The organism is Billgrantia tianxiuensis (assembly GCF_009834345.1).
Taxonomy (GTDB): Bacteria; Pseudomonadota; Gammaproteobacteria; order Pseudomonadales; family Halomonadaceae; genus Halomonas; species Halomonas tianxiuensis.
In genome coordinates this window covers 2,956,045-2,975,050 of record NZ_CP035042.1, presented here as the reverse complement: position 1 = coordinate 2,975,050, position 19,006 = coordinate 2,956,045, and the positions used below count along the sequence as shown (strand labels likewise).

Below are 19,006 nucleotides of genomic sequence, written 5' to 3'. Positions count from 1 at the left end.
TCGCTTCGGCAATGCCGATAATCAAGCTAGCTCATCCGCTTTGTATGCGGGGCTGTCAGAGGAAAGGCGGCACATCTCATCAATCCGGAGCTGACAGGCCGTTTTTTACCTCGACCAAGGGGAAAGTTCTGCTCGTGACGGTACCTATCGCGTCCCTGGCCCGCTCGATCTGCTCGTTGCAGGGCCGCCTTCTCGCCGGATTGGCCATGACCTGGCTGATGATCGTCGGCATTGTCCTGATGCTGGCCTGGCAGTTCGGGGAGGAATTGGTCGACGAGGTTAACTTGACTCACTTGCGCTATGAGTCGCAGTTGATCGCGGATGGCTTGAGCGAGCAGGTGGAGCGGCGACTGCGCGCATTGGAACGACTCGAACAGGGCTTGCGTGGGGTGGAGGAGGACCAGTTGCATGTCAGGCTCGAGAACAGCCAGGCTCTGCTGGAGTGGTTCGAGGGGTTGATGCTGACCGATGCCGATGGCCGCGTGCTTGCGGACTGGCCCATCGTGCCGGGGCGGGCGGGGCTCGAGACTGCCGAGACGGAGTATTTCCGTAGGCTACGACACTCGCCGTGGCCATATGTGAGCCGTCCCTTCGTCGGTAGGGCGAGCGGCGATTCCCTGGTGCTCATGCTGGTGCCGCGTTTCGACGATCAGGGGAGCTTCGCCGGTATGGTCGGAGGCATGATCAACCTTACCAGTGGTGGTCTGTTCCGTCGGTTGGAAGGCATAAGGTTGGGAGGGGGGGATATGTATCGGTATTCACCGCGACGGGCGAGCCGCTGTTTCACCCGCGTCGTCGCCCGGCGCAGTCTGACGCCAGTCCCTTTGGCGATGCCGACACACTCGCGTTGGCGCTCGACGGTTGGCAGGGTGAGGCCGTCGCCTCGGTCGTAAAAGGACAGGCAGCCCTGGTGTCTTATCGCCAGATCTGGCCGGCTGACTGGATCGTCAAGGTGGCCATCCCTCAGGCGCAGGCTCAGGAGCCTCTGGGAGACTTCCTGAGTCGTCTGTGGTGGGCCTGGCTGGCGCTGGCCATTCTGTTATTGATAACCATGCGTTGGCTGGTCAGGCGGCTGTTACGCCCCCTGCATCGACTCGAGCGCCAGATCGCTCAGGTTAGTGCGGGTGAGCGGCGTTATCTCGAGCTTTCCACCAATATGCATGAGCTGCGCCAGGTGGCCAGCAGCTTCAACCACCTGGAACACGAACGTCTGGCGGCGCTGGAGCACATGCGTGACCGGCAGGCATTCCTCGATGCGGTGCTGGGCTCGACCCCCATCGGCATGTTCGTCGCCGATCTCAAGGGGCAGTTGAATTACCTGAATCCAGCTCTGCTTGAGCTGCTTGGGCTTGACGCGTGGAATAGCGCCAGGGAGTGGTGGCAGCGTATCCACCCGGCTGATCAGGAAGGAACCCGGGACATGTGGCGCCATACCTTGGCGACCGGTAACGATTTCGTGCGACAGATGCGCTTCCTGCGCAACGATGGCATTACGCTGTGGGTCGAGGTGCATGCCAGCCAAGTGCTGGGGAACGAACAGCCGCTGGGCTTCGTGGGCATGGTCAAGGACATCACCGAGCGGCGCCAGCAAGAGGCGCTGCAGCGCTGGGAGGCGGAACACGACCCGTTGACGGGGCTACTCAACCGGCGCGGTTTCGAGCGGCGTCTCGAGGAGGCGTTGGCCGAATATTCCAAGACCGGCACACCCTCGGTACTGATCCTGTTCGATCTTGACCACTTCAAGCCGATCAACGACGAGGGTGGGCATGCCCTGGGTGACGAGATGCTGCGGCGCGTTGCCCAAGTGGTGGCCTGGGAAGTGCGGCGTAGTGATCACGTGGCCCGCCAGGGTGGGGATGAGTTTGCCGTCCTGCTGCCTAGCTGCACGCTGAAGCAGGCAGGCGAAATTGCGGAATCCCTACGCCGTGCGGTGTCTGAAGTCACCGTGACCCATGAGGGCAAGACATACAATATCACCCTAAGCATGGGCGTTACGGCGCTACAAGAGGGCGACGAATCGGTCGAGACTGTATTGGCTCGCGCTGATGAGGCGAGCTATAAAGCCAAGGCTGATGGGCGCAATACCGTGGTGATCACCACTGTTGACGACGACCTGATCGACAGCCTGTGGTAGCGAGCGGTGCGGCATTGCGCGCAGCGCTGACGCAAGGGACGACTTTCGCAAGGGGGTTTCACAAAGGGGTCTCACAAAGGACTTTTGCAAAGAACTTTCGCAAAGAACTTTCGTGGCGCTCGGATTCGAAACCTAACAGGCCAGCTGACCATGGGCCACTCGGCCTGCCTTGGCAGCTGGGAGGTGGGGAGGGGGAGTCGAAACAATGACCAGGGCAATGGCCAGAGAGAGCGGGGCCAGGAGTTGGAGTCGTTGGCGAGTGCCCTGTCGTGAGGTCTAGGTCAAGCAGGGGCTGATACGCAGACAGGGCAGGGACGAAAGCGCCTAGACCGATGCGTCGATACGGCCTGACTGGGCGGCGACGCGACCGCTGGAGCGGTACGTGGTCTTCTCGGCCACCCGGTGAATCATGTCGAGCAGGTTCGTGTTCTGCTCCATGCGCAGGCTGACCAGCTTGCCGTTCAGTGCATTGAGGCGCTGAGCCTCGCGAGTCAGTTCCAGGGTTTGCTTCCAGGCCTGCCCGCAGCCGGCGTCGACGGCTGCCTGATGGGCGCCCGCCGCTCCGTCCGCGTAGCCGAGCCGACGCTGTACTCCCTGGCGCAGCGTTTCGCTGGCTTCCACCCGCGACAATAGCTCCTGCTTGCGCTCGGCGATATCGGCAAGCGCCTTGCCATCGAGATCGGCATCGGCCAGCAGGGTGCGCTCACGCTCGAGTAGCTCGATGATGCCGCCGAGGCGCCGCTGCTGCTCCTGAAGAAGTTTCGCCAGGCTCATTCCGTGCGGCTCTCCGCCGCCAGTGATTCGATCAGGGCGTCAGCGATACGCTCGGCCCGAATCTCCAGCCGTCCCTCGCGAATGGCCTCACGGATCTCCTCGACGCGTGCCATGTCGATGTCGCGTGAGGAATCGGCAGCCTTCTGGCTGAGGTGAGTGGCGGCTGACGGACCGGGTTCCTGACGACCCGAGGGCGTGGCGCCCTTGACCGGCTGGGCTTCCTCGCGCGGAGCCGTCTGGGGCGGGCGAGTCAGGGGATTCTGGCTGTTGATCTTCACGATAGTTGCCTCATGGCCGAATGCTTTTACCGGTTATCGGCAGTCCGGCAGATAACTTTAGGCTTTTCAAGCGATGCCCTTCTTAGGCGCGGCTCTCAGAGCGCTTCGAAGCATCCGTCAAATGTGCTGGGCGATGTCAGAAGTCTACGACAAGGACACCCTCTCCGACCACCTCTGCCGTTACCACTTCGCGGTTATCGAAGCGGACTCGAACGCGGTCGCCCAGTCCGCCTGGCTCCAGCGCCTGCCCTTCACGTGAGATGCGAAATGCCGCGCCTCGGGCTTCGACCACGACTCGTTGATTTCTCTCCACCAGGGGCAGGCTGCGGAACTGGTGGGCCTGCAGCGGTTGGCCGGGCGGCAGGGCGCGGGTTGCCACCTGGCCCACGATCTCATCGGGATCGAGCAGGGTTCGGTTAGGCAGTTCGGCCAGGTTGCCTGATCGCGAGGCGAGATGGTCGCGGCGCACGGTTTCCCCCGCTGCTAGCGGAGCGGCAAGGACCGGATAGTCACCCATGACCCCAACCTCCGCCTGCAGGTAGCGCACCTGGCGTCCATCGCTGCCGCAGCGTACGCCGACGGAGACGCGGCCCAGGGGAACTTCTCCCGGGCGCGTGAGGAAGGGCTCGGGCGATTCGCAGGCCGGCAGTCTGGCGGAAGGGGGCGCAGTTCGATGATGAGTTCGTCGCCCAGCGTGCGGGCCTCTTCGTGCAGGAAGCCGTGTACGACTTGCAGTAGTTCGGCGTCTTCGGCCGAGGCGGCCGGTATCGCCAGCCAGCCAGCCAGAAAAAACGAGAGCAGCGGGGCGAAGCGGGTCAGGCGCATGGGGCAATGCCGTCCAGCAGGAAGGTGATGGCAGGATTCTAGCTGGCGGTACGCGGCTGAAACAGCGGAAATGAACGAGGAAAACCGGCCTGTTCCTGCCATTGAAATGACAGCGGCGTCGCTATTCTTCAACCTCAAGAAGTTCCGCATGTCTTCCATCTGGGTTTCGCACGGGGAGCGCCGGCATGATCGACCAGCTCGAGGCCGCCTTTAATTACCACCAGCAGGCGCTGGGCTTACGCCAGCAGCGTCACCAAATCCTGGCGAGCAACATCGCCAATGCCGACACGCCGAACTACAAGGCGCGCGACATCGATTTCGCCAGCGAGCTGAAGAAGGCCGTCGAGCAGGGCCGCCCGACTGGCGGCGGGTTGTCGCTGGCTCGTACCTCCGAGCGGCATCTGGCGGGCCAGGCTCCAGCAACGCCCAGGCAGGATCTGCTCTATCGCATACCCGACCAGCCGAGCCTGGATGGTAACACCGTGGACATGGATCGCGAGCGTACCCAGTTCGCCGACAACGCAGTGCGCTACCAGGCTGCGCTCACCATCATGAACAGCCGCATCCAGGGGCTGAAGAACGCCATGCAGCCGGAGTGACAGGCCGGATCAGACAGAGGAGAGAAATCGTACCATGTCGATATTTTCCGTGTTCGATATCGCCGGCTCGGCCATGAGCGCCCAGTCGCAGCGAATGAACGTTACCGCCAGCAACCTGGCCAATGCCGACAGCGTGGCCGGGCCGGATGGGGAAGCCTACCGAGCCAAACAGGTGCTGTTCGAGTCGCGCCTGCAAGGTGGGCATGGCATTGGCGGTGTCGGCGTGCGCCAAGTGGTTGAGGATCCCTCGCCGCTGCGCATGGAGTACCGTCCCGAGCATCCGCTGGCCAATGAGGAGGGCTACGTGTCCATGCCCAACGTCGAGCCGGTGCATGAAATGGTCAACATGATCTCGGCGTCACGCTCCTATCAGGCCAACGTGGAGGTCATGAATACGAGCAAGCAGATGATGCTCAAGACGCTCACGCTGGGTGAGGGCTGATCATGTCCAACACCATCGATTCCAATGTCGTTTCGAGAGTGAACGCGGGCAACTCTTTTCGCGATGCCAGTCAGTCCGCTGAGCTGCGCAACAATTTCATGACCCTGCTGATCGCGCAGATGCAGCATCAGGATCCGCTCAATCCCATGGATAACCATGAGATGACGACTCAGCTGGCCCAGATCAACACCGTCAGCGGCATCGAGGATCTCAACAAGACCCTGAACGGTATCACCGAGCAGATGAATGCCGGCCAGACCCTGCAGGCCACGGCCCTGATCGGCCAGGGCGTGCTGGTGCCGGGCGACCGACTGCTGCTCGAGCATGGTGAAGATGGCGAGTTGCATACCACGCCGTTCGGCATCGAGCTGCCCCAGTCGGCCGACAACGTGCGTGTGGTAATCACCAATGCCAGCGGCCAGGTGGTCAACCGCTACGACATCGGGCCGGCCAAGGCGGGGGTGGAATCCTTCACCTGGGATGGACGCACCAGTGAGGGCGAAGCGGCTGCTTCGGGCTCCTACCGGGTTCGCATCGAGGCCACCAGCGGTGACAAGAACGTGGACGCCACCACCCTCAACTATGCCGTGGTCGGAGGTGTGACGCCGCCTGACAAGAACGGCGGCGTGAAGTTGGATCTGGGTGCCGTCTATGGCCAGGTCGGACTCGACCAGGTCAAGCAAATACTCTGATTTTTAAAAGAACCGCGCATAGCGGCATATTTAGCCGTAGGCAGAGGAACGAAAAATGAGTTTTTCACAAGCATTGAGCGGCTTGAATTCGCAGTCGCAGAAGCTGGGAGCGATCGGTAACAACATTGCCAACTCCCAGACGGTGGGTTTCAAGGGCTCCAACGTCCAGTTCTCCGACGTATTCGCCAACTCTCGTGTCGGTCTGGGTACGCGGGTCTCTGCGGTGCTGCAGAACTTCAACGAAGGCAATATCGAGTCTACCAATCGCAACCTGGACCTTGCGGTGGCTGGCAACGGCTTCTTCCGCTTCATGGATACCAGCGGCGAAGTGGTCTATTCGCGTAACGGTCAGCTCACCATGAAACCCAACGGCGATCTGGTGAATGCCCAGGGCTTCCAGATTATGGGCTATGGCCTCAATGCCGCCGGCCAGGTGCAGGTGGGTGGCCAGCCGGTGCCGCTCAACGTCTCCTCCGAGGAGCTGGCCGCTAGCGCCACGACACGTGTCGGCACTACGCTAAACCTGGATGCACGCATGCAGCCGGGCTCCGACGATATGAGCACCGTCGAGGCCCGTGACGTAAATGGCGATCCGGTATCGATCGATTACCACTATTCGAACAACTTCACCGTCTACGACTCGCTGGGCAACCCACGCAATATCTCGGTCTATTACGAGAAGGTCGGTTCCAATGAATGGACCGCCAAGATGACACTGGATGGACAAGCCTTGGGTGGGGCGACTCCTGATACTGCTACTACATACACGTTGGAGTTCGATGCCAACGGTAAGCTTGTACATGGCGGAGGCAACGTAGGGGCTAACGGCGCGATTGCTGGTATACAGTTTCCTACTAATGAATTCTTCAATGGTGAGCCGTTGGATCTTGAGTTCGACCTCAATCTCGCCGGTTCCACCCAATTCGGCAATAGCTCCACCGTCAGCAGTCTGACTCAGAACGGCTATACCTCCGGGACCCTGGTAGGCATCACCATCAACGAGGATGGCACTGTCATGCGTAACTACTCCAACGAGGAGTCGCGCCCGGCGGGCCAGGTCGCCCTGGTTAGCTTTCGTAACCCCGAAGGCCTGACACCCGCCGGCGACAACGTTTGGCGGGCCTCCAACGAATCGGGCCAGGAGCTGGTCGGTGCTCCAGGCACCGGCCTACTGGGCAGCGTGGTTTCCGGCGCGGTCGAAACCTCCAACGTCGACATGGCGCGTGAGCTAGTCAACATGATCGTGGCGCAGCGGGCCTACCAGGCCAACTCGCAGACGATCAAGACCCAGGACGAACTCCTGCAGACCGCGATCAACCTGCGCTAAGACGGGACGGAGCCTGAGTCATGGATCGCATCCTCTATACCGCCATGAGCGGGGCCAAGCAGAGCATGGACCAGCAGTCGGTGGTCAGCCACAACCTGGCCAACGTCTCGACCAGCGGCTTTCGCGCCCAACTGCACGCCATGCGCGCGGTGCCGGTGCAGGGCGACGGTGCGCTGCCGACCCGCGTCTCGGTTGCTGCGACTACTCCTGGCAGCGATTTCAGCCCGGGGCCGATCACCCGCACGGGGCGTGATCTGGATGTCGCCGTGCAGGGTGATGCCTGGCTCGCCGTACAGGCTGCCGATGGTAGTGAGGCCTATACCCGACGCGGCGATCTCGAAGTGGACGGCGATGGTCTGGTGACCGTGCTGGGCCGGCCGGTAATCGGCGAGGGAGGTCCGATCATCGTGCCGCTGGGGTCGAGCGTCACCATCGGTGCCGACGGCACGCTCAGCGCCATCGGCGAAGGAGAGGGTCCCGCGGCGCTGGTCGATGTCGGCCGGCTCAAGCTGGTCACGCCGGAGCGGGCGCTGCTGCGAGGTGAAGATGGCCTGTTCCGCATGCCGCCGAATGCCGAAGGCGAGGTGGCGGCGCTCGAGGCCGATGATGATGCCCGAGTCGTCAGCGGTGCGCTGGAAGGTAGCAACGTGAGCGCGGTGGAGGCCATGGTGGCGATGATCGACGTGGCTAGACGCTATGAAATGCAGATGAAGGTCATCAGCACTGCCGACGAGAATGCCCAGCGGGCCAACAACCTGCTCTCTATTCAGGGCTGAGGGCTCTTTATTCAGGGCTGAGGGCTCTCTATACAAGAGCTGAGGGCTCTCCGCCCAAGGCTAAAGGTACCCAAACTCGGGCTGACGGCCCGTAGGGTCGAGGAAACGTATCATGATCAAGTCACTATGGACGGCCAAGACCGGCCTGGAGTCACAGCAGGTCAAGCTGGACGTCATTTCCAACAACCTGGCCAACGTTAGCACCAACGGTTTCAAGCGCTCGCGTGCGGTGTTCGAAGACCTGCTGTATCAGAACCTGCGTCAGCCCGGTGCGCAGAACGACGTACAGAATCGCCTGCCTTCGGGCATGCAGGTGGGTACCGGTGTGCGCCCAGTGGCCACCGAGCGCCTGCATACCCAGGGCGGTCTCGAGCACACCGAGAACTCCCGCGACCTGGCGATCAACGGTAACGGCTTCTTTCAAGTGCTGATGCCCGATGGCACCACTGCTTACACCCGCGATGGCAGCTTCCAGTTGAACGAGAACGGCCAGATGGTGACCGCCAATGGCTACCCGCTGGAGCCGGCCATCATCATCCCCGACAACGCCCTGTCGATCTCCATCGGTGAAGACGGCATCGTCTCGGTGACCCAGCCCGGCGTGAACCAGGCACTGGAAGTGGGCCAGATCACCATCTCCACCTTCGTCAATGCGACCGGCCTCGAGAGCATAGGCGGCAACCTCTACCTGGAAACCACCGCTTCGGGTCCGCGCAACGAGACCATGCCGGGCATGAACGGGGCCGGTCGGCTATTCCAGGGCTATGTGGAAACCTCCAACGTCAACGTGGTGGAGGAGATGGTCAGCATGATCCAGACCCAGCGGGCCTATGAAATCAACAGCCGTGCCGTGCAGACCAGCGATGAGATGCTGGCGCGCCTGAGCCAGCTGTGATCGTCGACACATTGAACCTCCTGGACCACGAGAGTAGGGCCGGAAGCGAGTGAGAATGAAAGGTACGAGTTTGGCGGCCCCGCGAGTGGCCATGGCGATTCTTGCCATTGCGATGTTGGCCTTGGGTGGGTGCGCCCAGGTGCCGCGCGCCTCGGTGGTGGGGGAGCAGGAGCAGATCAATATTACCGAGCCGCCGCCGCGGCTGGCCAACGGCTCCATCTATCAGTCTCACCGCGGCTCGCAGCCGCTGTTCGAGGATCGCCGTCCGCGCATGGTGGGCGACATCCTGACCATCGTGTTGGATGAACAAGTCAGTGCCAGCAAGAACTCACAGTCCAACATGAGTCGCAACGGCTCGGCGGGGCTCGATCTTTCAGCGCTGCCCGATGTGCTGGAGCGCTTGGCCGAGCGTGGCGTCGACCTGTCTGCTGACCTTTCCGGCAACAGCAGCTTCAATGGCGGCGGCGGCTCCCAGGCCAACAACAGCTTTACCGGCACTATCACCGTATCGGTGCTCGAGGTAATGCATAACGGCAATCTGCGGGTACGTGGCGAGAAGCAGATCGGCATCAACCAAGGGGTCGAGTTCATTCGTTTCTCCGGGGTGGTCAACCCGCGCACCATTACCGGCCAGAACACGGTGCCCTCGACCGCAGTGGCCGATGCGCGTATCGAGTACGTGGGCAACGGCTATATCAGCGAGGCGCAGCATATGGGCTGGCTGCAGCGCTTCTTCCTGAACATATCGCCTTTCTGAGCGACCGCGAGCGAGGCGACCATGACGACTCCCATGAAGTTCAAGCCAAACCGTTCTCCTTCCTTGGTGGCGAAGCTCCTGTTGCTGGCATGTCTATGCCTGCTGGCGCTGCCGGTCCAGGCTGAGCGCATTCGCGAGATCGCCAATTTCGCCGGCGTGCGCGACAACGTTCTGGTCGGCTATGGCCTGGTGGTCGGGCTCGATGGTACCGGCGACCAGACCATGCAGGCTCCCTTCACCGGTCAGAGCCTGACCAACATGCTGTCTCAACTGGGCATTACCGTGCCACCGGGCACCAATATGCAGCTGCGCAACGTGGCGGCGGTCATGGTGACTGCCGACCTGCCGCCGTTTTCGCGGCCAGGGCAGCGGCTGGACGTCAACGTATCCTCCATCGGTAACGCCCGTAGCCTGCGTGGCGGCACCCTGCTGATGACCCCGCTCAAGGGCGCTGATGGCGACACCTACGCGATTGCCCAGGGCAACCTGCTGGTAGGTGGGGCCGGGGCAGCTGCGGGCGGTGCCCAGGTGCAGGTCAACCAACTGGCGGGCGGGCGTATTGCCGGCGGGGCCATGGTCGAGCGCGAGGTGCCGCTCGATCTCGGTGCCAATGCGGGGCTGCTCGAGCTTGAACTCAAGGAGGCCGACTTCGGCACCGCGCAGCGGGTGGTCAATGCCATCAACAACGAGTTCGGTCGCCCCGTGGCGGCGGCACGCGACGGCCGGGTGATTGCCCTCGATGGCCCCATGAATCCCAACTCTCGGGTCAACTTCATGGCCCAGGTGGAGAACATTCGCGTCACACCCATGGAGGCTCCGGCCAAGGTCATCTTCAATGCCCGCACCGGTTCCGTGGTAATGAACAGTGCCGTGACACTGCGGCGTGCCGCGGTGGCGCACGGCAACCTGTCGATCGTCATCGATACCCGCTTCCTGGTCAGCCAGCCGGCCCCCTTCGGCGAGGGCGAGACCGTGGTCGTGCCCGATACCGAGATCGAACTTCAGGAGCAGGATGCCTACCTGCGCGTGGTCGAAGGAGCCGATCTGGTGGACGTGGTCAATGCGCTCAACGCGCTTGGCGCCACGCCCAGCGACCTGATGGCGATTCTCGAGGCACTCAAGGCAGCCGGCTCGCTGCGTGCCGACCTGGAGATCATCTGATGAGCATCCAGGACATGAGCAGCCAGTTCGCCCTCGACGTGCAGGGGCTCGAACGGCTCAAGCATACCGCGCGCAACGACGAGGCGGCTGGCCTGCGTGGCGCTGCCCAACAGTTCGAGGCGCTGTTCCTGCAGATGATGCTCAAGAGCATGCGCGACACGATTCCCTCGGGTGGGCTGCTCGACAGTCAGCAGGCCGAGTTCTACCAGTCGATGCTCGACCAGCAATGGGCGCAGACCATGGCGGGGCGGGGCATCGGCCTGGCCGACCATCTCGTTGCCCAGCTGGAAGGACAGTTGGGAACTTCGTCTTCACGTACTAGATTGGCGGATCGTGAGCTTGGCGAGCTGATCGCCGGTATTCCTCGCGGTACACCCCGGGTACTACAGGATGCGCTGCAACCCGCAGGCCCAGAGGAGGCACGCCGTGACGCGCGTGAGTCCTCAAGGCCTGTGCAAGAGGCCGAAGTGGCAACCATGCCGGCCAACTTCCTTGAAGAACTCGAGGCGGTGCGCGGTGGGTTCATGACCGCGCTCGACGCGACGCTGCCCGGCGCGGCATCAGGTACGGGAAATGCCAGCTCGGCCCAAGGCAACCTGACGTCAGCCCGACCTGCTCCAACTGGCACGCCGGCTAGCGCACCGGCCGGCGAACATGCCAAGCGCTTCATGGAGCGTCTCTCGGCACCCGCCCAGGCCGCCAGTCGCAAGACCGGCGTGCCGGCCGAGCTGATCCTGGCCCAGGCGGCTCTGGAAACCGGCTGGGGACGCCATGAAATTCCCACCGCCAACGGCGGCAACAGCTACAACCTGTTCGGCATCAAGGCGGGCAGTAGTTGGAAGGGACATACCACGGACATCGTCACCCATGAGTATGTCAACGGTCGCCGCACGCGTGTGGTCGATACCTTCCGCGTCTATGGCTCCTTCGAGGAAGCCTTCACCGACTATGCACGGCTGATCGGTAACAATCCCCGCTATGCCGCGGTGACGACGGCAGGCAGCCCGGAGCAGGCGGCCAGGGCGCTGCAGTCTGGCGGTTATGCCACCGACCCGGCATACGCCGACAAATTGATCGCGGTAATGAACAGCATGGGACCGATGCAGCCGCAGCGTGGCGACTCGCTGGTCTTTTTCAGTTATTGATTTCCTAAAGTTCCGGTGACTCAGGCCGATATACCAGGCATTGGCGAAAGGAAACGACACCATGAGCATCATTTTTTCCGTCGGCCTGAGCGGCCTGAATGCCGCCCAGAACGCGCTGAACACGACCAGCAACAATATCAGCAACGTCTATACTCCCGGCTACAACAGGGAACTGACGATTCTGGGCCAGAGCCGCGCCGATGCCGGGGTGCAGGTCAATGCCATCCAGCGTCAGTTCAATCAGTTCGTCGCCTCGCAGCTCAACGCCGCGACCAGCGTTTCCAGTGCGCTGAAGGCCTACGAGAATCAGATCAGTCAGATCGACAACCTGCTGGCCGACCGCGAGGCCGGCCTGGCACCGCTGATGCAGAACTTCTTTTCGTCGCTGGAGGATCTTGCCGGCGCGCCTTCCGATCCTGCCGCACGCCAGGGGCTGCTCGGCACTGCCGATACCCTGACCGCGCAGTTCCGCGCCTTCGACAGCTACATGCAGGACATGCAGGAAGGTATCAATGGCCAGATCAAGGATGAAGTCACCCAGATCAACAACGTGACCGAGCAGCTCGCGACCCTCAATCGCGAAATTGCCCTGGCCCGTGCACGCAGCGGCGAAGCGCCCAACAGCCTGCTCAACCAGCGCGACCAGTTGGTGGCCGAGCTCAGCGAGCGCATGGATATCCGTCTCGATATCCAGGATGGCAAGAGCTACAACATCAGCCTGCCCAACGGTCAGCCGCTGGTGTCCGGCACCAATCACTATCGCTTGGAGGCGATGGATGCGCCCAACGATCCGCAGCGCACCGTATTGGGGTATCGCGACTCCGGCGGCAACCTGGTGGCACTGCCGGAAAACACGATCAAGGGCGGCACTCTGGGCGGCCTGATGACTTTCCGCGCCGAGACGCTGGACAAGACCCAGAACCAGATCGGCCAACTGGCGGTGTCACTGACGGTGGGCTTCAACGAACAGCATCGCCTGGGCATGGACCTCAACGGTGAACCAGGCGTCGATTTCTTCGGCATTGGTCAGCCTCAGGCCTACTCGCATACGCGCAATACCAGTGGTGAAGAGGTGACGGCTGCCAGCTTCGATGCAGCGAACATCGATAAGCTGCGCGCTACCGATTACACGGTGCGCTTTGCTGGCGGCGAACCGCAGGTGATTCGCAAGGACAACGGACAAGCCATGCCGGCCGATGAGATCGACTGGGATGCCGGTTCCTCTACACTCAGCTTTGGCGGTATTACGCTGGAATTCAGTGGCACACCAGCTGACGGAGACCGCTTCGAGGTGCAGCCGGTCCGTCGTGTCGCAGCCAATTTTGAGTCCCAGATCAGTGACCTGGACAAGATCGCGGCTGCCCAGCCGCTCAATCCTGAAGACGATCCGGCCGACTGGATCATGTCCGGCACCGGCGACAACCGCAATGCCCTGGCGTTGCAGGACCTGCAGAGCAAAACGTTGGTAGGAGGGCGTGCAACGATCAGCCAAGCTTACGCAGGTATCGTCAGTGACGTGGGCAACCGCACCAATATCGTCAAGGTCAACCTCGATGCACGTCAGGGGCTCACCGATCAGCTCAAGGCGGTTCAGCAGTCCGAGTCCGGCGTCAACCTGGACGAGGAGGCCGCTAATCTGATCCGCTACCAGCAATACTACATGGCCAATGCCAGGGTCATCGATACCGCTTCCACGCTGTTCGATACCATCCTCGGCTTGCGTAACTGATCTTCAGGGAGTCCAGTACGATGCGTATCAGCACCGTGACCATGTTCGATCAGAGCGTGGCATCCATGAACCGGCAGCAGAGTGACTTCCTCAAGGTCGGCCAGCAGATCGCCAGCGGTCGTCGGGTCGTGAACCCCTCCGACGACCCCCAGGCGGCCTCTCGCTCGGTCGGTGTCTCCCAGGCCATGGCGGTGACCCAGCAGTACGCCGATGCTCGGGTGACGGCGCGCAATTCTCTGGCCCAGGCCGAGAGCGTGCTCAATAGCGTCGCCGATGCCATCACCAGTGCCAAGACACTGCTGGTACAGGCGGCAAGCGACACCCTGAGCGATGTCGATCGCCAATCGGTAGCCTCGGAGCTGCGTGGCATCTACGAGACATTGATCGGCCAGGCCAATGCTACCGATGGCAATGGGCGCTACCTGTTCGGTGGCTATCAGGACAACTCTCCGCCTTTTGCCCGTACTGCTGGCGAGGGAGTTTCTGGCGTCAATTACGTTGGCGACACGAACACGCGTGAGCAGCGCATCGACGCCTCGCGGTTGATGCCGGTAGCCGACAACGGCAAGACCATCTTCCAGAGCGTGCCGTCCGGTGCCGGCTACGTGGCACGGGCGGAGAAAGCATCGCCAGGCAATATTAGCATCGGCACCCAGCCTGATCATGTTCGGAACGAAGGTTCGGTGGCTTTTACCAGTGGCCCGAACCGGGTGGACCCGAACAACGCCGACTTTGGCAAGCCGTTCGAGCTGGAGTTCTCGAGCGATGTGGATGGCAATCCGGTGTATTCTGTCAGTGTCGTCGAGGAAGACGGTACGCGAACGCCTATCGTCACCGATGCCACCTATGTGTCTGGAAGAACCGTCAGCTTCGGTGGTGTCAATATCACCCTGGAAGGCACGCCTGTCGATGGTGATCAGATCCAGCTGCGCCCGGCCAACAATGAAAACGCCAACCAGGACCTCTTCAAGTCATTGAAGGATGCCATCGACCTGCTCGAGCTGGACCAGGGAGGCATGGACGATAATCGCGCACATTTCCGCAACACCGTTAATACGGTGATGCGTGAACTCGACAATAGCCTTGACAACGTTCTTACCGTTCGCGCCTCCATGGGAGCGCGTCTCAACGAGCTGGATGTGGTCGACGCCGTTGGCGGTAACCGCATGATGAACTACGAACAGACGCTTTCCGATCTGGTCGACCTTGATTACAGCAAGGCAATCGCCGAGTACAGCCTGCGCCAGGTGGGCCTGCAGGCGGCCCAGAAGGCCTTCGTCGACGTCAAGGGCTTGTCGCTGTTCAACTTCCTATGAGGTCGTCGGCAGGGATGCCAAGGGACGCTTCGAAGAACACCACTTCCCTGCAGACCTTATAGGTGCCAACCCATATGGTCTCTTCTCGCCGCTCCGGCTTGCCGGAGCGGTTTTTTTTCGACCCTCTAGTTCGCACCAGTTATCGGTTGGGTTCGATCAGGAAGGAGGAATGCAGAGAATCAGGAGAGTGGTGCCAATGCTTCGATCAGCGAATAGAGGAACTGGATGCCATGGCTGAACAGCCGTTGCAGGAAGCGCCCCATGTCGGTCATCAATACCATTAGCAGTATCAAGCCGACTGTCAGTGACGTAGGGAAGCCGATATTGAACACGGTCAGCTGTGGCGCGGAGCGATTGAGAATGCCCATGGCCAGGTTGATGATCAACAGCGAGCCGACCAGTGGGAGGGCGAGTGACATGCCGGCGACGAAGATGGTGCCGCCATAGCGTACCAGCATTTCGAAGGCGGCGGGATTGAAGGCGCCGATGCCCACTGGCAAGCCATGGAAACTCGAGACCAGCGCCTCCAGCACCATTAGATGCCCGCCCAACGCCAGGAACATCAGCAGGGTGATCATGAAGAACACCCGCGACAAGATCATGGTGTTAGTGCCGCTGCCGGCATCGAAAAAGGTAGCGAAAGCCAGGCCCATCTGCAGTCCGATGAATTCACCGGCGGCCTGGACCACGGAGAAGACGACGTGCATCACCAAGCCAATGGCAATGCCGATGAGCATCTGTTCCACCATCAGCCCCAGGCCCGCCCACGACATGATCGGCACGTCGGGCATGGGTGGTAGCACCGGGGCGATGACCAGAGTGACCAGAAAGGCCAGTCCGACCTTGGCCTGCCTGGGCACGCTCGAATGCCCCCATAGCGGGGCGGCGGAGAAAAACGCCAGGATGCGCACGAAGGGCCACAGCAGGATCACCAGCCAGCCGTGCAGTTGGGCGAAGGTCACTTCGACCATGCGTAGCTCACCTCAAGAGTGTGGCTCACATCAACATGCTGGGGATGCTGGTGAAGAGGTTGCGGGTGAAGTCGACGATCAGTCCGAGTAGCCAAGGGCCGGTGAGCACCAGCACGGTGAAGACCCCGAGTATCTTTGGAATGAACGAGAGGGTCATCTCGTTGATCTGAGTGGCGGCCTGGAAGAGGCTCACGATCAAGCCGGTCAACAGTGCCGTGATCAGTAGCGGGCCGGCCAGGAACAGCGTGACGCGCATGCCCTGGTAGGCGATGCCCATGACCATTTCCGGTGTCATCTTGACTCCTCGCCGAGCCTGGCTCGGCTGCGTGTGCCGAATTAGATGTAAAAGCTTTCCGACAGCGAACCGATGACCAGCTGCCAGCCGTCGACCAGGACGAACAGCATCAGTTTGAACGGCAGCGAAATCGTTGCGGGCGGCACCATCATCATGCCTAGCGACATCAGCGTGCTGGCGACTACCAGATCGATGATCAGAAACGGGATGAAGATGGTGAAGCCGATCTGAAACGCCGTCTTCAACTCGCTCGTCACGAAGGCCGGCACCAGGATACGCAGCGGTACGTCTTCCGGACCCTGCATCGGGCCGACTTCGGCCAGGCGCGCGAAGAGCGCCAGGTCGGGCTCACGAGTCTGGGCCAGCATGAACTCGCGGAACGGTTCCTGGGCCAGCAGCAGAAACTCTTCGAAATTGATGTCATCCGTGGTCAGCGGCACCCAGGCGGATTCGTAAACCATGCCAATCACCGGCGACATGATGAAGAAAGTCAGGAACAGGGCGAGCCCCAGCAGTACCTGGTTGGGCGGTGTCGCCTGGGTGCCGATGGCGGTGCGTAGCAGACTGAGCACGATGATGATGCGGGTGAAGCTGGTCATCATCAGCAGCGCCGCCGGCAGGAACGCCAGCGAACTCAGCAGTAGCAGTGTCTGCAACTGAATCGACCATTGCTGACCGCCGTCCTCGAGCGGCCGGCTGACGATGCCAGGGATCTGCTGGGCCTCGGCGCCTAGCGGTATCGACATCAGCAGAAGAGCGATGAGCGGAAGCGGCATGCGAAGCCACTGGGCTTGCCGGAGCGCGGGGAACATCTGGCGAATCATGAACCTCTCCGCCCGTTGTTGCCCAGGCCGGCGTTTTGCTTGAGTGCCCGAGCGAAGCGCGTGGCGAAGCGCTCGCCCTCGGCAGCGGATGGGGAGAGATCGCCTGACGGGCGAGCGGGAGCCGGAAGCTCGTGAAGTTTATTGACTTGACCGCCGCCGACGCCGAGTACCAACCAGGTGCCTTCGACCTCGACGATCACTACGCGCTCGCGACTGCCAAGCGCGGCGCTGCCGACGACCTGAAGATGGCCGCCGGCGGCGCGCCGCTGGGGTCCCCAGCGGCGCAGTAGCGCCGTGCATATCAGAATGATGGCGATGACCAGCGCCAAGGCTGCGGCCGTCTTGCCGAGGGTGGCCATGCCCACCAAGGCATCGCCACCGACAGCGAGGGACTCGAGCCCTGAGGACGTCTCGGGGGAGGGGGTGTTGCTCATCGGTTGAGTTTTTGCACCCGCTCGGAAGGGGTGATGATCTCTGTGATACGGATGCCGTACTTGTCGTCGACCACGACCACTTCGCCCTGGGCAATCAGGTAGCCGTTGATCAAGATATCCATCGGTTCGCCTGCCAGGCCATCGAGCTCGATGACCGAGCCCTGCGCCAGCTCAAGTAGCTGCTTGATGGTCAGCTTGGTACGGCCTAGTTCCACGGTCAACTTGACCGGGATGTCCATGATCATCTCGAGGTCGCGTGGAGCACCGCTCTCGCTGCCCCTGTCGAGGGGACGAAATACGCGATCGCCGGCGGATTGGGGCGCAGAGGCCTGAGCGTTGGCCGCAGCCGGTGCTTCATCCGCTGCCGCTTCGACCGCTTCCTGCTCGGCCAGGGCTTCTGCCCAAGGGTCGTCGTCGCTTCCCTCGCTTGCCGTTGCCTCGGCAGCTTCCTGCTCGGCCATGGCCTCGGCCCAGGGGTCGTCGTCGACAGTGGAGTCGTTGTTCTCCTGCTCGGACATGGCGGCGGCCCAATCGTCGTCGGAAACGTTCTGATCGGGTTTCTTGGGATCAGTCATGCTTGGATTCCTTGGCTTGAGGCGCTGCGCCCTTGATGAAGGCGTCCTTCGACACCGGGTTCTGTGCACCGTGGTCGATGATGCGGATGACACGCAGAGCGCGCTGTTCGTGCTGGCTACCGTAGTCGCACTCCATCACTGGTACGCCATCGACGCTGGCGGTGACCGTCTCGGGCAATTCGAGAGGGAGTACGTCACCCACCTTGAGCGCCATGACATGGGCGATACGGGTAGGGATGTCGGCAAAGTTGGCGATCAGTTCCACCTCGGAGCGGCGAATCTCACCGGCCATGCGCTTGGTCCAGGAACCGTCCTGGTCGTGATGATGATCGCTGAGCGGATTGGCCAGCAGGTCGCGCAGCGGCTCGATCATGGAATAGGGAATGCAGATCTGGAAACTGCTGGAGAGATTGCCGACCTCGATGTTGAAGTTCGTGTTCACCACGATCTCGTTGGGCGAGTTGGTGATATTGGCGAACTTCGCTTGCATCTCCGAACGCAGGTAGCCGATCTGCAGTGGATACACCGACTTCCACGACTCCTCGTAGGCGTCGATGGCAAGATTCAGTAGGCGCTGGATGATGCGCTGCTCGGTATTGGTGAATTCGCGGCCTTCCGACTTGGTCAGGAAGCGCCCATCGCCACCGAACAGATTGTCGACGACCATGAAGACCAAGTTCGGCGGAAACACGATCAGTGCCGAGCCGCGCAGTGGCTTCATGCCGATGATGTTGATGTTGGTCGGTACCGGTACGTTGCGCGAGAACTCGCTGTAGCTCAGGTAACGTACCGAGTCGATGGTGATATCGGCACTACGACGAAGCAAATTGAACAGCCCCATGCGAAAGTGCCGCGCGAAGCGTTCGTTGATGATATCCAGCGCTTGTAGGCGCTCGCGGATGACGCGATGCTGGGTCGCCGGGTCATATGGGCGTACGCGTGAGTCGCCATCGCTGCGTGCAACGGGCTCGTCATCGCCGCTGACACCCTTGAGCAGGGCGTCGATTTCATCCTGTGACAGCAGATCGTCTTGGGACATGGTCGCCAGGGCACCCGG

The 19,006-nt window shown here is 61.7% G+C and carries 22 protein-coding genes; 13 read left to right on the top strand and 9 right to left on the bottom strand.

Annotation, left to right across the window (positions count from 1 at the left end; genetic code table 11):
• The first annotated feature begins 134 nt into the window (after positions 1 to 134).
• Positions 135 to 893 carry a PDC sensor domain-containing protein gene (locus EKK97_RS25900; protein WP_340162870.1) on the top strand — a complete coding sequence of 253 codons (759 nt, stop codon included), beginning with the start codon at positions 135 to 137 and terminating at the stop codon, positions 891 to 893.
• 17 nt (positions 894 to 910) lie between these two features.
• The gene (locus tag EKK97_RS25895; RefSeq protein WP_340162869.1) at positions 911 to 2,134 is read left to right on the top strand and encodes a GGDEF domain-containing protein; all 1,224 of its coding nucleotides are present in this window, start codon (positions 911 to 913) and stop codon (positions 2,132 to 2,134) included.
• A 324-nt stretch (positions 2,135 to 2,458) separates the two neighbouring features.
• On the opposite strand, the gene EKK97_RS13725 is transcribed toward EKK97_RS25895, so the two are convergent.
• The 3 genes from EKK97_RS13725 to flgA form a co-directional block, all read right to left on the bottom strand.
• Entirely contained in the window at positions 2,459 to 2,908 is a 450-nt protein-coding gene (locus tag EKK97_RS13725; RefSeq protein WP_159552661.1) for a flagella synthesis protein FlgN, read from the bottom strand.
• On the bottom strand, positions 2,905 to 3,186 hold the full coding sequence (gene flgM / locus EKK97_RS13720; protein ID WP_159552659.1) for a flagellar biosynthesis anti-sigma factor FlgM: 282 nt from the start codon (positions 3,184 to 3,186) through the stop codon (positions 2,905 to 2,907). Before flgM ends, EKK97_RS13725 begins: the two co-directional genes overlap by 4 nt.
• A gap of 136 nt (positions 3,187 to 3,322) precedes the next feature.
• Positions 3,323 to 3,703: a flagellar basal body P-ring formation chaperone FlgA gene (gene flgA, locus EKK97_RS25480; RefSeq protein WP_277987358.1), complete on the bottom strand. Its 381-nt coding sequence runs from the start codon at positions 3,701 to 3,703 to the stop codon at positions 3,323 to 3,325.
• A 493-nt stretch (positions 3,704 to 4,196) separates the two neighbouring features.
• On the opposite strand from flgA, the gene flgB reads away from it, so the two are divergent.
• From flgB to flgL, 11 genes are all read left to right on the top strand, one after another.
• On the top strand, positions 4,197 to 4,610 hold the full coding sequence (gene flgB / locus EKK97_RS13710) for a flagellar basal body rod protein FlgB (RefSeq protein WP_159552657.1): 414 nt from the start codon (positions 4,197 to 4,199) through the stop codon (positions 4,608 to 4,610).
• 34 nt (positions 4,611 to 4,644) lie between these two features.
• Complete coding sequence (flgC, locus tag EKK97_RS13705) at positions 4,645 to 5,052, top strand: flagellar basal body rod protein FlgC (RefSeq protein WP_159552655.1); 408 nt, start codon at positions 4,645 to 4,647, stop codon at positions 5,050 to 5,052.
• 2 nt (positions 5,053 to 5,054) lie between these two features.
• Positions 5,055 to 5,744 carry a flagellar hook assembly protein FlgD gene (gene flgD / locus EKK97_RS13700; protein ID WP_159552653.1) on the top strand — a complete coding sequence of 230 codons (690 nt, stop codon included), beginning with the start codon at positions 5,055 to 5,057 and terminating at the stop codon, positions 5,742 to 5,744.
• A gap of 55 nt (positions 5,745 to 5,799) precedes the next feature.
• Positions 5,800 to 7,071: a flagellar hook protein FlgE gene (flgE, locus tag EKK97_RS13695; protein WP_159552651.1), complete on the top strand. Its 1,272-nt coding sequence runs from the start codon at positions 5,800 to 5,802 to the stop codon at positions 7,069 to 7,071.
• Positions 7,072 to 7,091: 20 nt separating this feature from the next.
• On the top strand, positions 7,092 to 7,847 hold the full coding sequence (locus EKK97_RS13690; RefSeq protein ID WP_159552649.1) for a flagellar basal body rod protein FlgF: 756 nt from the start codon (positions 7,092 to 7,094) through the stop codon (positions 7,845 to 7,847).
• A gap of 112 nt (positions 7,848 to 7,959) precedes the next feature.
• The gene (gene flgG, locus EKK97_RS13685) at positions 7,960 to 8,742 is read left to right on the top strand and encodes a flagellar basal-body rod protein FlgG (protein ID WP_159552647.1); all 783 of its coding nucleotides are present in this window, start codon (positions 7,960 to 7,962) and stop codon (positions 8,740 to 8,742) included.
• A 91-nt stretch (positions 8,743 to 8,833) separates the two neighbouring features.
• Entirely contained in the window at positions 8,834 to 9,499 is a 666-nt protein-coding gene (locus tag EKK97_RS13680; RefSeq protein WP_422673571.1) for a flagellar basal body L-ring protein FlgH, read from the top strand.
• Between the two features lie 21 nt (positions 9,500 to 9,520).
• Entirely contained in the window at positions 9,521 to 10,660 is a 1,140-nt protein-coding gene (locus tag EKK97_RS13675; RefSeq protein ID WP_234286844.1) for a flagellar basal body P-ring protein FlgI, read from the top strand.
• Entirely contained in the window at positions 10,660 to 11,805 is a 1,146-nt protein-coding gene (gene flgJ / locus EKK97_RS13670; protein WP_159552643.1) for a flagellar assembly peptidoglycan hydrolase FlgJ, read from the top strand. Before EKK97_RS13675 ends, flgJ begins: the two co-directional genes overlap by 1 nt.
• A gap of 61 nt (positions 11,806 to 11,866) precedes the next feature.
• Positions 11,867 to 13,534 carry a flagellar hook-associated protein FlgK gene (flgK, locus tag EKK97_RS13665; protein WP_159552641.1) on the top strand — a complete coding sequence of 556 codons (1,668 nt, stop codon included), beginning with the start codon at positions 11,867 to 11,869 and terminating at the stop codon, positions 13,532 to 13,534.
• A gap of 20 nt (positions 13,535 to 13,554) precedes the next feature.
• Positions 13,555 to 14,850, top strand: coding sequence for a flagellar hook-associated protein FlgL (flgL, locus tag EKK97_RS13660; protein WP_159552639.1), 1,296 nt, complete (start codon positions 13,555 to 13,557; stop codon positions 14,848 to 14,850).
• Between the two features lie 179 nt (positions 14,851 to 15,029).
• On the opposite strand, the gene fliR is transcribed toward flgL, so the two are convergent.
• The 6 genes from fliR to fliM are packed head-to-tail and all read right to left on the bottom strand — an operon-like array spanning position 15,030 to position 18,988.
• A complete protein-coding gene (gene fliR / locus EKK97_RS13655; protein ID WP_159552637.1) occupies positions 15,030 to 15,821 on the bottom strand; it encodes a flagellar biosynthetic protein FliR in 792 nt (263 codons plus the stop codon).
• Between the two features lie 25 nt (positions 15,822 to 15,846).
• Positions 15,847 to 16,116, bottom strand: a complete 270-nt coding sequence (fliQ, locus tag EKK97_RS13650) for a flagellar biosynthesis protein FliQ (RefSeq protein ID WP_159552635.1) — start codon at positions 16,114 to 16,116, stop codon at positions 15,847 to 15,849.
• A 41-nt stretch (positions 16,117 to 16,157) separates the two neighbouring features.
• The gene (gene fliP / locus EKK97_RS13645; RefSeq protein ID WP_159555801.1) at positions 16,158 to 16,892 is read right to left on the bottom strand and encodes a flagellar type III secretion system pore protein FliP; all 735 of its coding nucleotides are present in this window, start codon (positions 16,890 to 16,892) and stop codon (positions 16,158 to 16,160) included.
• Between the two features lie 44 nt (positions 16,893 to 16,936).
• Positions 16,937 to 17,374 carry a flagellar biosynthetic protein FliO gene (gene fliO / locus EKK97_RS13640; protein WP_159552633.1) on the bottom strand — a complete coding sequence of 146 codons (438 nt, stop codon included), beginning with the start codon at positions 17,372 to 17,374 and terminating at the stop codon, positions 16,937 to 16,939.
• The gene (gene fliN, locus EKK97_RS13635; RefSeq protein ID WP_159552631.1) at positions 17,371 to 17,949 is read right to left on the bottom strand and encodes a flagellar motor switch protein FliN; all 579 of its coding nucleotides are present in this window, start codon (positions 17,947 to 17,949) and stop codon (positions 17,371 to 17,373) included. The genes fliO and fliN overlap by 4 nt, the downstream gene beginning before the upstream one ends.
• On the bottom strand, positions 17,942 to 18,988 hold the full coding sequence (fliM, locus tag EKK97_RS13630) for a flagellar motor switch protein FliM (protein ID WP_159552629.1): 1,047 nt from the start codon (positions 18,986 to 18,988) through the stop codon (positions 17,942 to 17,944). Before fliM ends, fliN begins: the two co-directional genes overlap by 8 nt.
• Positions 18,989 to 19,006 lie beyond the last annotated feature (18 nt).